This is a genomic window from Nonomuraea sp. NPDC049378 (assembly GCF_055586745.1).
In genome coordinates this window covers 783,355-796,676 of sequence record NZ_JBVJHP010000001.1, presented here as the reverse complement: position 1 = coordinate 796,676, position 13,322 = coordinate 783,355, and the positions used below count along the sequence as shown (strand labels likewise).

Below are 13,322 nucleotides of genomic sequence, written 5' to 3'. Positions count from 1 at the left end.
TCCGTTCCGGCCCGGACAAGGTCGCGTGGCGCCTCGTCGGCCTGCGCCGCTCCGGAGAGCGGGCTTGCCGGACCTCCGCCAGAGGGCGCTCATCCGTGTCGCCTTCACCTCCGGTGTGTGGCGACCCACTCGTCCACCAGGGCGCAGAGCTGGTCGAGTGCCTCCTCGACGCGCCCCCTGTCGCCGGTGGTGAGCAGATCGATCTGCAGCCCGGTGTAGGCCGAGTTGGCCAGCGTGGAGATGCGCAGCGCGTCGGCCTCGGGCACGCCCCGCTCGCGCAGCAGCCCTGCCACGAACTCCGACCGGTCCGCCAGCAGCCGCGGGACGTGGCCGCGCAGACGCCCGCCCGCGGCCAGCCCTTCGATCTCGTGGACGAGCCGCGCGATGGGCAGGTTGTCCTCCGAGGACTGCCAGTCCCAGGTGCGGCGGATGATCGTGCCCACGCTGTCGGAGCCCGCCCAGCCGGGCAGCGAGCGCAACCAGGCGCGGTGCCGTTCGTCGAGGCGCTCCATGGTGGCCGAGAGAAGCTCGTCCTTGTCGGCGAAGTGGTGCGTCAGCACGCGCGTGGACTTGCCCAGATGCTCGGCCAGCGGCCGCATCGAGAGCGTCGAGAGGCCGTGTCCCGCCAGATAGTCGACGATCCGGTCGAGCAGCTCGGCGCGGCGGTTGGGGTCGGCGGTCCTGGCCATGGGCTGATTATTCCTTTGACGTCATTGAGGTGACGACTGTTACCCTATCCGGGAAACGACTGTTACCTTAATCAAGGGGATCCCCATGTCCGTTGACGTGCGGCAGCGTGCCCGCGTGCCCGCATGGTTGCTCGCGCTGGCCTTCACCACGTTCGCCTTCGCCACCGACGACTACGTGGTCGCGGGCGTGCTGCCGGCCATCTCCGCCGATCTCGGCGTCAGCGAGGCGGCCGGCGGGCAGCTGGTCACCGTGTTCTCCCTGGCCTTCGCGCTGGGGGCGCCCGTGGCGTCCGTGGTGACCGCCACCTGGCCGAGGCGCGGGCTGATCACCGGCGCCCTGGCGCTCTTCGTGGCCGCCAACTGGGCGGCCGCGTTCGCCGGCTCGTACGCCGTGCTCATGGGCCTGCGGGTGCTGGCGGCGCTCGCCGCGGCGGCCGTCGTGCCGGCCGCGTACGCCATCGCGACCTCCATGGCCCCGGAAGGACGCCAGGGACGCTACCTGGCTCTCGTGATGGGCGGGCTGACCGGCTCCCTGATGCTGGGCGTGCCCATCGGAACCTGGGTGGGAGGAGCGTTCGGCTGGCCGGCCACGTTCGTGGCCGGCGGGCTGCTGGGGCTCGCCGCGCTCGTGGCGACCAGGCTCACGCTGCCCGAGCCGCCGCCGGGGGAGGCCATGCCCATGGGGCGCCGGCTGGCCCCGCTGGCCCGGCCCCGGGTGCTGGTCGGCCTGCTCGGGATCGTGGCCATCGTCCTGGGCAGCATGATGCTGATGACGTACCTCGCGCCGTTCCTGCGCGATCTGGCCGGGGCCGGGCCCGCCGAGCTGGGCTGGGTCTTCGCCATGGCCGGGCTGGCCGGGCTGGTGGGCGGGCAGTTCGGGGGGCGCGCCGCCGACCGGTGGGGCGCGGACCGGGCGCTGATGGCCGGGATCGCCGGGTTCACGGCGGTGATGGCGGCCTTCACCGCCTGCTGGCTCCTGCGGCCGATGACGCTGCTCGCGCTCCTGCCCTTGCTGGCGCTGTGGGCGGCCGTGTCGTGGTGGATCCCGCCGCCCGCGCAGACCCGGCTGCTCGCGATGGCGGGCCCCGCCGCGCCGCAGGCGCTCGCGCTCAACAGCAGCGCCGTCTATGTCGGGGTGTCGGGTGGCGGGGCGCTCGGCGGGCTCGTGCTCGACGCCCACGGCAGCGGCTGGCTGCCCGCCGCCGCGGCCGTGGCCGAACTGGCCGCGCTCGCGCTGTTCTGGACGGCGAGCCGGCTGCGCGCCTGACGCGGGCGGTCAGGTCGAGGCGGCGGGTCGGGGGTGGGCGGGCGCTCAGTCCCAGGCCGCGGGGTCGGAGGCGAGCAGCCGGATGCGCTCGGGCAGCGTGCCGGAGGCGACCTGCTCCAGCGTGACCTCCTCCAGGATGGAGCGTTCGGTGGCCCGCAGCGCGATCCACACCTGCTGCAGCGATTCGGCGGGCCCTCGGTAGCCGACATGCTCGGGCCGCTCGCCGCGCACGTTGGCGAGCGGGCCGTCCACCGCCCTGATCACGTCGGCCAGGGAGATCTCGGCGGCGGCGCGGGCCAGCACGTAACCGCCCTCCGGCCCCCGCTGCCCGCGCACCAACCCGGCGCGGCGCATCTGCAGCAGGATGTTCTCCAGATATTTGGGGGGCATGTCCTGCTCTTTGGCGAGCTCGCCCACAGTAGTCGGGCCGGCACCGGCTGCGGCGAGTTCGGCGGCGGCGCGGAGGGCGTAGTCGACACGAGCGGAAAGGCGCATGTTCTTGATTATCCCTCCTGGTCAAGACTGGTAGGTCGCAAGGCCGTCAGAACGGGCGCCCGGCGCTAAACTTCTAACAACCTTTTCGATTGACGGGTGGGGAATTCCGCGTGGAGCGACGCCCTGGTGTGCCCAGGCTGCTGAGGGAGATCAACGACCGGGCCGCGCTGGAGCTGTTGCTGGCCACCGGCCCCATGACCCGCGGGCAGATCGGCGACCTGACCGGCCTGTCCAAGGTCACGGCCTCGCAGACGCTGGCCAGGCTGGAGGAGCGCGGCCTGGTCGAGGTGGTCGGCACCCAGGCCGGCGGGCGCGGCCCCAACGCCGCCCTCTACTCCGTGATCCCCTCCAGCGCGTACGTCGCCGGCCTGGAGGTCGGGCCCGAGCTGATCTCCGCCGCGGTCGCCGACATCCACGGCCGCACCATCGCCGAGGTCACCGTCGATCCCCAGGGCGACGACGACCCGGTCTCCGTGGTGCACGACGCGATCGCCAAGGCCTGCCGCAGCGCCAAGGTCAGCCTGGCCAGGCTGCGCGGCGTCGTGATCGGCACCCCCGGCGTGGTCGACCCGCGCAGCGGCGACGTGCGCTTCTCGTTCGACCTGCCCGGCTGGCACGAGGGCATCCACGAAGCCCTCGCCGATGACCTGCGGCGGGAGGTGACCATCGAGAACGACGTCAACCTCGCCGCCATCGCCGAGCGCGTCGACGGCGCGGCGCAGGGGATCGACGACTTCGTGCTGCTGTGGGCGAGCCGCGGGCTCGGTCTCGCGGTCATGCTCGGCGGCAAGCTGCACCGGGGGCGGGCCGGCAGCGCCGGCGAGATCGGCTACCTGCCGGTGCCCGGCGTCCCGCTGCCCGAGGACATCCGCACCATGCCGGGGCGCCTGCCGTCGCTGGCGGGCGGCCTGCAGTCGCTGGTCAGCGCCGAGGCGGTGACCGAGCTGGCTCGTGGCCACGGTTTCGCGGCCGGCAGCGCGGGCGAGTGCGTCCAGGTCGCGGTGGCGGCGGGCGCCGAGGGCGAGCCGCTGCTCTCCGAGATCGCCGACCGGCTCGCCCTGGGCGTGGCCGCGGTGTGCGTGATCCTCGACCCCGGCCTGGTGGTGCTGGGCGGCGTGGTCGGCCACGCGGGCGGCGCCGCCCTCACGTCCCGGGTGGAGGAGGCGGTGGCCCGCATCTGCCCGGTGCGCCCCCAGGTCGTCACCACCATGGTGACCGGCCAGAACCCGGTGCTGCGCGGCGCCGTCCTGGCCGCGCTCGACCAGGCCCGCGAGGCCCTGCTCGCCTCCTAGGCCCGACCCGCCCGAAGCCGGACGGGGCCGGCCGCGGCCGTCTAGCGTCCGCCGAGCAGTTCGACGGCGGCCTGGGCGTTGGGCCTGGCGGCCCCGTACGTCGCGATGTAGGCGGCGCCGCCAGGCTGCCACACGGGCAGCCCCATCTCGATGACCGTGGTGTCGCGGCGGGCCGCCAGCAGCGCGGAGACCAGGTCCTGGCTGGCCTGGTGGCGGTGCGCGTCCTTGACCACCACGACCAGCGACCGGTTCGCGGCCTTGGCCAGCAGCACGGGGACGTCCGCGGCCGCGGGCCCGACCCTGACGATCTCCGCTTCGGGCAGCCACGGGCCCACGCCCCAGGGCACGTCGCCCACGGCGATCGTCGGCGGCGTGTCCACCTCGATCACCAGGGGCTCGACCAGAGGTTCCGGGGCGCCGGTCAGCCGTACGGCGCGGCGGGCGGCGTGCAGGCCGACGCCGTTCTGCTCCGCCGCCGCCACGTGGGGCCCGCCGAACCAGGCGCGCAGCGCCGCCACCCGCTCCGCGGCCTGTTCCAGCCGCTCCAGCGGCAGCCGGTCCTCGCGCACGGCGGTGACGATCGCCGCGATGATCGCCTGGATGTCGTCGTAGGTGGGCAGCGGGCCGAGGCAGAGCAGGTCGGCGCCGGAGGCGAGCGTCAGCACCGCGCCCCCGGCCAGGCCCACGCTCTTGGTGATGGCGTGCATGTCGAGCGCGTCGGTGACGACCACGCCGTCGTAGCCGAGCTCGCCCCTCAAGAGCCCGGTCAGCGCGGGTCCGGACAGCGTGGCGGGGGCGTCGCCCGTCACCGCCGGCACCGCCACGTGCGCGGTCATCACCGACTTGGCCCCGGCGCCGATCGCCGCGCGGAACGGGGCCAGCTCGCGCTCCCGCAGCACGTCCAGGCCGACGTCCACGACCGGTACCGCGAGGTGGGAGTCCACCCGGGTGGCGCCGTGGCCCGGGAAGTGCTTGACGCAGGCGGCCACGCCGCCCGCCTGCAGACCCCGTACGGCCGCCACCGTGTGCCTGGCGACCAGCTCCGCGTCCGTGCCGAACGACCTGGTGCCGATCACCGGGTTGTCCGCCTCGGTGTTGACGTCCGCGCTCGGCGCCATGTTCAGGTTCACGCCGCAGGCGGCCAGCTCGGCGGCGATCGCCTGGTGCACGCGGTGGGTCAGCTCGACGTCGTCCACCGCGCCGAGCGCCGCGTTCCCCGGGTACGGGCTGCCGACGTGGTACGCCAGCCGCGTCACGTCCCCGCCCTCCTCGTCGAGCGAGATGACGGGCTCACCGGCGGCGCGCAGCGTGGTGGTCAGGTCGCGCACCTGGCCGGGCTCGGCCACGTTGAAGCCGAAGAGTGTGACACCGCCGAGACCGTGCTCGAGCTCGCGCAGCACCCATTCGGGCGCCGTGGTGCCCTGGAAAGCGGCGAGCAGCGTGCCGGCCGCGAGGCGGCGCAGCCCCCGATCACTCTGGCTCATCGGACCTTCCTTTCGTTGGAGACCCCGGGCACGTGCCTCGGGGCGGAAGCGAACCGCCTGCAGCGGTGCGTGGATCGACGGGTGCGGTCCGGGCGAAACGTCCCGCGAAGTGGAAGGGTCCAGGCCGGGATCTCCCGGATCGTCCGCGGGGAGCGGGCCGGCCGTTTTCCGGCAGGGCGGAGTACGGCACGGCGTGCCGTACGGATGCGGACGTCAGCCCTTCACGGCCCCGGCGACCAGGCCGGAGACCATGCGGCGCTGGACGACGAGGAAGAAGATGACGACGGGGATGGTCATCATCGTGGAGGTGGCCATGATGGCGCCCCAGTCGGTGCCCTTCTGGCCGAAGAAGTACTGCAGGGCGACGGGCATGGTGTACTTGGTCGGGTCGCTGATCAGGTACAGCGACATGATGAGCTCGTTCCACGCGGTGATGAACGAGAAGATGCTGGTCGCGACGAGCCCGGGGGCCACCAGCGGGAAGAGCACCTTCCAGAAGGTGGTGAACCGGCCTGCCCCGTCGATCCAGGCCGCCTCCTCCAGCGACTTGGGCACCGCGGCGACGAACGTGCGGAGCATCCAGATCCCGAACGGCAGGGTCAGCGCCACCTGCGTGACGATCAGGCCGAGCAGCTGGTCGTAGAGGCCCAGCCGCTTGACGCTCAGGAACAGCGGGATGACCAGCGCCTCGGCGGGGATCATCTGCACGACGAGCAGCAGCGCGAGGAACGGCGTGCGGCCCTTGAACCTGAAGCGGGCCACCGCCGTGGCCGACAGCAGCGCGAAGACGGCTCCGATCAGGATCGTGCCGAGCGCGACGATGGCGCTGTTGCGCATGTAGAGCCAGATGGAGTGCCCGGCCACGCCCTCGGAGAGCACGCGCTGCACGTGCTCGAAGGTGAAGTGCGTCGGGAACGGGATGAAGTCGGTGGTGAAGATCTGGTCGTTGGCCTTGAAGGCGGTGGAGACCATCCAGTAGACGGGGAAGGTGGCCACCACGAAGACCAGCACGCCCAGCGTGTTGAGCGTGACCTTGCCCAGGCGTCTGCGGGCCAGCGGGGTCATCACGTGTCCTCCTGCTTGAACATCTGCCGGATGTAGGCCGCCGTGACGATCAGCAGGATCACGGTCAGCACGAGGGCGATGGCCGCGCCCGAGCCCATCTTCGGCGGGGCCTTGAACGCCTCGGTCACCGCGTACATCGACAGGTTGTAGGCCTCCCGGTTGTTCGTGCCGGCCAGCACGTAGAGCTGGGAGAAGACCTTGAAGTCCCAGATGATCGAGAGCACGGTCAGCACCGCGAACACCGGCTTCAGCAGCGGGAACGTGATCCTCCAGAACGTCCGCCACGGGGCGGCGCCGTCGACCCTGGCGGCCTCGTAGAGCTCGGCGGGGACCCCCTTGAGCCCGGCCAGCACCGAGACGGCGACGAACGGGAAGCCTGCCCAGACCACGCAGATGACCAGCACCATGTAGATGGACCAGGCGTCGTTGAGCCAGGGCTCGCCGGTCCAGTCGGCCCGGCCGAACAGGGCGGTGGAGAGCCAGTCGGGCAGCAGGTTGAGCGCCCAGTTGACGATGCCGGCCTCGGCGTCGAACAACCAGCGCCAGATCACGCCCTGCGCCACCGGCGGCACCGCCCAGGCGAACATGATGCCGATGATGACGAACAGCGACATCTTCTTGCCGAGCCGGTGCAGCAGCACGCCGACGGCGGTGCCGAGCACGAGGGTGAGCGGCACCGCGATCACGGCGAACACCACCGTGTTGCGGAGCGAGGACCAGAAGATGTCGTTGTCGACGAAGGCGGTGAAGTTGTCCAGCCCGACCCAGGTGGCCGGCTTCTTGCCGGAGATCTGGACCAGGCCCACCTTCTGGAAGGCGATGATCGCCATCTGGATCAGCGGGTAGAGCAGCAGCGCGCCGATGACCAGCAGGCCGGGGACGAGCAGGACGTAGGGGATGGACCACGCGGGCAGCCCGCTGGCCTTGCGCGGCGGGCTCGGGCGGCGCGGTCCCGGGCCGGAGGAGCGGCCTCCGCCCCGGGAAAGCGTTGACGTGTTCGTCATAGGCTCAGGAGGCGTTGAGGATGTCTTCGAGTTCCTTGTTGGCCGCGGCCAGCGCCTCGTCGGCGGACGCCTTGCCCTCGATGACCTTGCGGGCGGCGTTCTGCAGCACCGCCTTGGTCTCGTTGGCCTCGGTCCACTGCGGATCGGCGGGGAAGGCCTTGGCCTTGGCGAAGGCGGCGGCGAACGGCGCCTGCACCGGGTCTTCGGCCAGCTTGGCGAGGGCCTCGGGATAGACGGGGAGCAGGCCGCCGTCGGTGGCGTACTTGACGCCCCATTCCTTGCCGGATGCCAGCTTCACGAACTCCTTGGCCGCGTCCTTCTCCTCCGAGGTGCCCCAGACGGCGATGTCGTTGCCGCCGAGGAAGGCCTGCGCCTCGCCGCCCGACTGGGACGGGAGGGCGAAGAAGGCGAGCTTGTCGCCCTTGAGCTTGCCCTTGCTGTCCTCCTCGATTCCGGCGAGGTCCCACGCGGCGGTGAGGTACATGCCGACCTTGTGGTTGGCGAAGCGGGTGCGGATCTCGCTGGTGTTCTGGTTGAGGCGTGACTTGCTGGACAGGCCGTCGGTGACCAGGCCGGTGTACTGCGCGAAGCCGGTCTTGAAGCCCGGCTCGGTCAGCTTGCCGACCCACTTGTCCCCCTCCTTGACGGCGTACTCGCCGCCGGCGGTCCAGGAGAGGGCGCCGAGCAGGTGGTTGGCGTCGGAGCCGCCGTTGAAGGCGAAGCCGTCGACGTCGGAGCCCTTCTCGGCCTGGATCTTCTTGGCGGCGGCGACGAGCTCGTCCCAGGTCTTGGGCACCTCGATCTTGAGCTCCTTGAACCAGTCGGCGCGGTAGAGCACCGCCCGGGTGCCGCCGCCCCACGGCACGGCGTACGTCTCGCCGTCGATGGTCTCCAGGCCCATCAGGTTCTTCGGGATCTGGGCCTGGTCGCCCGAGGCCACGATGTCGGTGACCGGCTCCAGCGCCTCCTGGCTCTGCCAGAGCGGGACCTGGTCGTTGCCGATCTCGGTGACGTCGGGGCCGGCGCCGCCCGCCGCCGCGGCCGTGAACTTGTCGTTGACCTGGGCCCATGGAATCCACTCGACCTTCACCTTGGCGCCGGTCTGCTTCTCGAACTCGGCGACCAGCTCGTCGGTGTACTTCTGGGCGTCGGGGTTGGTGTCGCCCAGGCGCCAGAAGGTCAGGGTCTTGCCGGCGTACTTGGGCCCGCTCGCGGCGGCCGCGCTCGGTGAGGACTCAGGCGTCTCGCCGGACCCGCAGGCTGCCAGGCCCAGGGCCAGGGCGGCCGTGGTGACCGTAGTGGCTGTGATCTTCGCGATCCTCACAGGGTTCTCCCTTCCCGGGTGCCGGCCTACGGTCCGCACCAGGCTGATCGTCAATGCCGAACGATGCTGATAAACTAACAAGAAACTTTCCTTAATAAAACGCCCGTTAGCCGATCGTGACGAGAGGGGCCACGTCGATGAGCCGAGACCCGGGAACCCCTCGGTTGTTGCGCCGGCTGAACGACCGGGCGGCGCTCGAACTGCTCATCGGAGACGGCCCCCTCACCCGCGCCCAGCTCGGGGAACGGACCGGGCTGTCCAAGGTCACCGCAGGTCAGCTCCTCGTCAGGCTCGAAGAGCGGGGGCTCGTCGAGGTCACGGGGGAGCGGGCAGGCGGCAGGGGGCCACACGCCGCCCTTTACGCCGTGGTGCCCTCCTGCGCCTACGTCGCCGGGCTCGAGGTCCTGCCCGACAGCCTCCGCGTCGGTGTGGCGGACATCACAGGCAGGACCGTGGTCGAGATCACACTCAACCCCTCGGACGGCCGGGATCCGGTCGAGGCGGTGCACGCGGCCGTGCGGCGGGCCTGCGACGCGGCGAACATCGACCTGTCACGGTTGCGCTCCTTCGTCATCGGCACCCGAGGCGTGGTCGACCCGGTCAGCGGGGACGTGCGCTGGTCGTACGACCTGCCGGCCTGGCACGTCGGCGTGCTGGCCAGCCTGCGCGAGACGCTCGGCGCCTCGGTGACGATCGAGAACGACGTCAACCTGGTCGCCCTCGCCGAGCACGAGCACGGAGCGGCCGCCGGGCACGACGACTTCGTGGTGATCTGGGCGGGCGTCGGCCAGGGGCTCGGCGTCATGCTGGGCGGCAGGCTGCACCGCGGCATCACCGGGGGAGCGGGCGAGATCGGCTGGCTCCCGGTGCCGGGCGAGCCGCTGCCCGCCGACGTCTCCCAGCCGCAGTCGGGCTCGTTCCAGCGCCTGGTGGGACACGACGCCCTGCGCGGCCTGGCCGAGCGGCGCGGGCTGACCGGCAACACGGTGCCCGACCTCGTGCGCAGCGGCGACGAGGGCTATCTGGACGAGGTGGCGCGGCGGCTGGCCGTGGGCGCGGCCGCCGTGACGGTCGTGCTCGACCCCGGGCTGATCGTGCTGAGCGGCGACGTCGGCAGGGCGGGCGGCGCGCGGCTGGCCGCCAAGGTGCAGGAGGCGGTGGCGCGCGTGTGCCCCAGCCGGCCCACCGTGGTCACCACCGGGGTCGCCGGCAACCCGGTGTTGCGCGGCGCCCTGGTGGCGGCGCTGGAACAGGCCCGGGAACAGGTTTTCTCCGACACTGTGTGAGAATTTCTGCCCATGTGGCAGTCCCCGAACGATGTCGTGCTCATCTCGGACCCCCGTGTCGCCTCCGTCCCGGTGCAGGAGTGCGGCGAACCGCTGACCGACGTACGCGGGCGGCTGCGCGTGGACACGCGCATGGCCGACGCCGACGGCGCGTACGCCCACCTGCGATCCGGCCTGCTCGACCGCCTGGAGAAGGCGGAAGCCCTGCTGCCCGACGGCTATCACCTGCTGATCGTCGAGGGCTACCGCCCCATCGCGACGCAGCGGCGGATCTTCGACGAATACCGGGCGGAGCTGGAGGCGGCGTTCCCCGACATGTCGCCCGACGAGTCTTATGTCGCGGCGAGCCGTTACGTGTCTCCCGTCGAGGTCGCCCCCCACACCGCAGGCGCCGCCGTCGACCTGACCCTGTGCGCCCCCAACGGCACCGAATATGACATGGGCACCCAGGTCAACGACAACCCCGAGCAGAGCGACGGCGCCTGCTACACCGCCGCCCCCACCATCTCCGACGACGCCCGCGCCCACCGCAAGCTCCTCGCCGCCGCGCTGGAGCCCGTCGGGCTGGTCAACTATCCCACGGAGTGGTGGCACTGGTCCTACGGCGACCGCTACTGGGCCATGGCCACACGCGCCTCTTACGCCCTCTACGGACCCATCTGACAAGCACCTGTCGGACGGGTTTCCCCCAGGGCACGGTACGGGCACAACTTCGTACGGAGGCTTTTGGACTCCCCAACGAGGTGTGGGCATGGTTCCGTTGATCGGGATCGAAGAGGAATACCTCGTCGTCGATCCCCGCACCCGCCACGTGGCTCCCCGAGCGGCCGAAGTCCTGGCCGCGGCCACGGACGTGCTGGACGTGGTGCAAGAAATCACCCGATTCCAGGTGGAGGCACGCACGCCGCCGTCCGCCGACCTGAGCGAGCTGGGCTCGCGGCTGCGCACCGTGCGCAAGGAAGTGGCGGACGCGGCCCGCAGGTGCGGGCTGGCCGTCGTCGCGAGCGGCATCCCCGTCCTGGGGAACGTCATGCAGCCGCCGCTCACCGACGACGACCGTTACCACCAGGGCAGGGTGCTCTACCGCGCGCTGCAGGACGAGATCAGCATCTGCGCCCTGCACGTGCACGTGGACGTCCCCGACGAGGAGCACGCCGTCTATGTCGGCAACCACCTGCGGCCGTGGTTGCCCACGCTGATCGCGCTGGCCGCCAACTCGCCGTTCTTCGTGGGGCGCGACACCGGGTACGCGTCCTGGCGGGTGATCAGCTGGGGCCGCTGGCCGGTCTCCGGCGCGCCCCCCTACTTCCCGTCGTACCGCGACTACGAGCTCGCGCTGCGCTCGCTGGCGGAGTCGGGCGTGCTGCTCGACTCCAGGACCGTCTTCTGGGACTCCCGACCGTCGCCGCGGTTGCCGACCGTGGAGATCAGGGTGGCCGACGTGCCCCTCGACGTGGCCGACAGCCTCACCCTGATCGGCCTCATCCGCGCCCTGGTCGTGACCTCCCTGGAGGCCGTCGGGCGCGGCGACCGAGGGCTGCCGGTCCCCGCCGAGGTGCTGCGCGCCGCCTACTGGCGGGCCGCCCGCGACGGGCTGCTGGGCGACAGCATGGACGTGCGGCACGGCACGCTCGTGCCCGCCCCGGTGATGGCCGGGCGCCTCCTCGAGCACGTACGCCCCGCGCTGTCGGAGGCGGGCGACCTGACGTTCGTCCAGGAGGGTCTGGACCGGCTGCTGCGCCAGGGCTCGGGAGCCATGCGCCAGCGCCGGGTGCACTCCAGGGGCAACGACCTGGCCGAGGTGGTGGACGACCTGATCGAGGCGACGGTCGCCTAGACCAGGACCGTGGTCACCGGGGTGCTAACCCTTCGCCGGGTCGACCTCGGCGAAGGACCTGCCCACGGCGATGTTGTCGTGGAAGACCGTGCGGCTGGTGACGTCGGTCGGCCCGCTGTTCCAGGCCGGCTTGTAGATGCCCCACTTCAGGTAGCCCTGGGTCGTGGCGTCGTCGTTGAAGGTGTTGGGCCCGGTGGCGGTCACGACCTTGCGCCAGCCGGGGCTCTTGTGGGTCTGGTACCAGCCGTCGACGGCGCCCTGACTGCCGTGGCTCCACGCGAACCTGAAGACGAAGTCGTGCCACTGCCCCGGCCGCACCTCGGCGAGGTCGAAGCTCACCTTCTTCACGGAGTCCGGGGTCGAGCAGGCGTTGCCGTCGGAGTTGACCCTGAGCCGCCATTTCCCCGAGGGCTGCACGGTGAGGAAGGCGCTGGGGGCTTTGTCGGCCTCGCACTTGTCACGCCAGGGCTTCCACTGGAAGAGGATGTCCTCCCTGGAGTCGCTCTGCCAACTGCTCGCCAGGTAGATGCTGAACCCGTAGTAGACGGTCCTGCCGGACCTGAAGTGGCTGTCCTTGACCTTCATCGAATGGCTCTCGGCCCGGCTGCCCCCGGCGACCGCCGCGTCGCCGTACTTCAGGATGCTGCGGATCGCGTACTTGCCGGTCCGCGGCAGATCGTCGACCTGGATCGAATGCTTGCAGCACTCGTTGAACCCCAGCGCCGGCTGCCCCGAGCTGCTCGCGCCGTTCTCGTAATCGAGCCGGAGGACAGCGGCCGACGCGTGAGCGTTCACGGGCCAGAGGCCGACGGCGGCGAACACCGACATGGCCGCGGACACCGGCTTGGCGAAAGCGCACACCTGGGTTGGTCACTCCTCGGGTCGGGAGCACGGCGGCGGCCTCGCGTCCCGCGCGCCGCCGTGCTGGGCGAAGGCCGCCACTCTACGGGGGCGCGCACCGTGCCGGTGTCAGGTGATCACCCGGCAACCGGCCCTCGGCGCGGCTTCCCCGAGCGACGGTCACGCCGCTCGGCTCATCGACCGGCGTCACCGGCCGACGGCGTAACCCTGCGCGCCCCGCGGGTTGGCGGCGGCCTTGAGGAAGGCGCCGTCACGGGCGACCGCGCTGAGCCGGCCCAGCGCCCACGGACCCTGCGCCTCCACCTCGTGCCCGCGCCGCCGCAGCTCCGCGACGACGCCCGGGTCGAGGCGGTCCTCGACGTGCAGGACGCCGGGGCGCGAGCCGCGCGGGAAGAACGAGCTGGGGAAGTGCTCGGAGTGGAACATGGGGGCGTCGATGGCCTCCTGCAGGTTCAGCCCGCCGTGCACGACGGAGAGGAAGAAGTTCGGGCTCCACTGGTCCTGCTGGTCGCCGCCCGGGGTGCCGAACGCCAGCCACGGCCGGCCGTCCCTGAGCGCGAACGAGGGCGACAGCGTGGTGGGGGGGGGGGGGGGGGGGGGGGGGGGAGGGGGGGGGGGGGGGGGGGGGGGAGGAGGGGGGGAGGGGGGGGGGAGGGGGGGGGGGGGAGGGGATCGCTGACGACATGGCCGCCGGTGAGGATGGCCATGTCCTGCAGCA

13 protein-coding genes are annotated in these 13,322 nt (G+C 71.8%); 5 read left to right on the top strand and 8 right to left on the bottom strand.

Translation table 11 applies throughout. The annotated features are described in order from the left end of the window. Positions 1–104: 104 nt before the first annotated feature. Positions 105–689, bottom strand: coding sequence for a TetR/AcrR family transcriptional regulator (locus ACZ6SA_RS03605; protein WP_347641599.1), 585 nt, complete (start codon positions 687–689; stop codon positions 105–107). Between the two features lie 85 nt (positions 690–774). Between ACZ6SA_RS03605 and ACZ6SA_RS03600 the strand changes: the two genes are divergently transcribed. After that, positions 775–1,956, top strand: coding sequence for an MFS transporter (locus ACZ6SA_RS03600; protein ID WP_347641600.1), 1,182 nt, complete (start codon positions 775–777; stop codon positions 1,954–1,956). A 45-nt stretch (positions 1,957–2,001) separates the two neighbouring features. Here ACZ6SA_RS03600 and ACZ6SA_RS03595 read toward each other — a convergent pair whose 3' ends face one another. After that, a complete protein-coding gene (locus tag ACZ6SA_RS03595; protein ID WP_347620262.1) occupies positions 2,002–2,451 on the bottom strand; it encodes an RrF2 family transcriptional regulator in 450 nt (149 codons plus the stop codon). Positions 2,452–2,561: 110 nt separating this feature from the next. Between ACZ6SA_RS03595 and ACZ6SA_RS03590 the strand changes: the two genes are divergently transcribed. After that, positions 2,562–3,743: an ROK family transcriptional regulator gene (locus ACZ6SA_RS03590; RefSeq protein ID WP_347641601.1), complete on the top strand. Its 1,182-nt coding sequence runs from the start codon at positions 2,562–2,564 to the stop codon at positions 3,741–3,743. 41 nt (positions 3,744–3,784) lie between these two features. On the opposite strand, the gene ACZ6SA_RS03585 is transcribed toward ACZ6SA_RS03590, so the two are convergent. From ACZ6SA_RS03585 to ACZ6SA_RS03570, 4 genes are all read right to left on the bottom strand, one after another. After that, a complete protein-coding gene (locus tag ACZ6SA_RS03585) occupies positions 3,785–5,227 on the bottom strand; it encodes a glycoside hydrolase family 3 protein (protein WP_347641602.1) in 1,443 nt (480 codons plus the stop codon). Between the two features lie 213 nt (positions 5,228–5,440). After that, the gene (locus tag ACZ6SA_RS03580) at positions 5,441–6,292 is read right to left on the bottom strand and encodes a carbohydrate ABC transporter permease (RefSeq protein WP_347643104.1); all 852 of its coding nucleotides are present in this window, start codon (positions 6,290–6,292) and stop codon (positions 5,441–5,443) included. Beyond that, positions 6,292–7,296, bottom strand: a complete 1,005-nt coding sequence (locus ACZ6SA_RS03575) for a carbohydrate ABC transporter permease (RefSeq protein WP_347641603.1) — start codon at positions 7,294–7,296, stop codon at positions 6,292–6,294. Before ACZ6SA_RS03575 ends, ACZ6SA_RS03580 begins: the two co-directional genes overlap by 1 nt. A 4-nt stretch (positions 7,297–7,300) precedes the next feature. Further along, positions 7,301–8,620, bottom strand: a complete 1,320-nt coding sequence (locus tag ACZ6SA_RS03570) for an extracellular solute-binding protein (RefSeq protein ID WP_465826431.1) — start codon at positions 8,618–8,620, stop codon at positions 7,301–7,303. A 137-nt stretch (positions 8,621–8,757) separates the two neighbouring features. Between ACZ6SA_RS03570 and ACZ6SA_RS03565 the strand changes: the two genes are divergently transcribed. From ACZ6SA_RS03565 to ACZ6SA_RS03555, 3 genes are all read left to right on the top strand, one after another. After that, positions 8,758–9,906, top strand: a complete 1,149-nt coding sequence (locus tag ACZ6SA_RS03565; protein WP_347641605.1) for an ROK family transcriptional regulator — start codon at positions 8,758–8,760, stop codon at positions 9,904–9,906. Positions 9,907–9,918: 12 nt separating this feature from the next. Next, positions 9,919–10,569: a M15 family metallopeptidase gene (locus ACZ6SA_RS03560; protein ID WP_347641606.1), complete on the top strand. Its 651-nt coding sequence runs from the start codon at positions 9,919–9,921 to the stop codon at positions 10,567–10,569. 88 nt (positions 10,570–10,657) lie between these two features. Continuing rightward, complete coding sequence (locus tag ACZ6SA_RS03555) at positions 10,658–11,743, top strand: carboxylate-amine ligase (RefSeq protein WP_465826429.1); 1,086 nt, start codon at positions 10,658–10,660, stop codon at positions 11,741–11,743. Positions 11,744–11,767: 24 nt separating this feature from the next. On the opposite strand, the gene ACZ6SA_RS03550 is transcribed toward ACZ6SA_RS03555, so the two are convergent. Together ACZ6SA_RS03550 and ACZ6SA_RS03545 are read right to left on the bottom strand one after the other, a co-directional pair. After that, positions 11,768–12,604 (bottom strand): polysaccharide lyase family 20 protein, encoded by an 837-nt coding sequence (locus tag ACZ6SA_RS03550; protein ID WP_347641608.1) that lies wholly within the window; start codon positions 12,602–12,604, stop codon positions 11,768–11,770. 186 nt (positions 12,605–12,790) lie between these two features. After that, a partial coding sequence (locus tag ACZ6SA_RS03545; protein ID WP_465826428.1) for a gamma-glutamyltransferase occupies positions 12,791–13,322 on the bottom strand: 532 nt, incomplete at its 5' end.

Excerpts from the sequence above, each read along its gene's own strand:
- ACZ6SA_RS03605 (WP_347641599.1), bottom strand. The coding sequence starts at position 689 with ATGGCCAGGACCGCCGACCCCAACCGCCGCGCCGAGCTGCTCGACCGG.
- ACZ6SA_RS03600 (WP_347641600.1), top strand. The coding sequence starts at position 775 with ATGTCCGTTGACGTGCGGCAGCGTGCCCGCGTGCCCGCATGGTTGCTC.
- ACZ6SA_RS03595 (WP_347620262.1), bottom strand. The coding sequence starts at position 2,451 with ATGCGCCTTTCCGCTCGTGTCGACTACGCCCTCCGCGCCGCCGCCGAA.
- ACZ6SA_RS03585 (WP_347641602.1), bottom strand. The coding sequence starts at position 5,227 with ATGAGCCAGAGTGATCGGGGGCTGCGCCGCCTCGCGGCCGGCACGCTG.
- ACZ6SA_RS03580 (WP_347643104.1), bottom strand. The coding sequence starts at position 6,292 with ATGACCCCGCTGGCCCGCAGACGCCTGGGCAAGGTCACGCTCAACACG.
- ACZ6SA_RS03575 (WP_347641603.1), bottom strand. The coding sequence starts at position 7,296 with ATGACGAACACGTCAACGCTTTCCCGGGGCGGAGGCCGCTCCTCCGGC.
- ACZ6SA_RS03565 (WP_347641605.1), top strand. The coding sequence starts at position 8,758 with ATGAGCCGAGACCCGGGAACCCCTCGGTTGTTGCGCCGGCTGAACGAC.
- ACZ6SA_RS03560 (WP_347641606.1), top strand. The coding sequence starts at position 9,919 with ATGTGGCAGTCCCCGAACGATGTCGTGCTCATCTCGGACCCCCGTGTC.
- ACZ6SA_RS03555 (WP_465826429.1), top strand. The coding sequence starts at position 10,658 with ATGGTTCCGTTGATCGGGATCGAAGAGGAATACCTCGTCGTCGATCCC.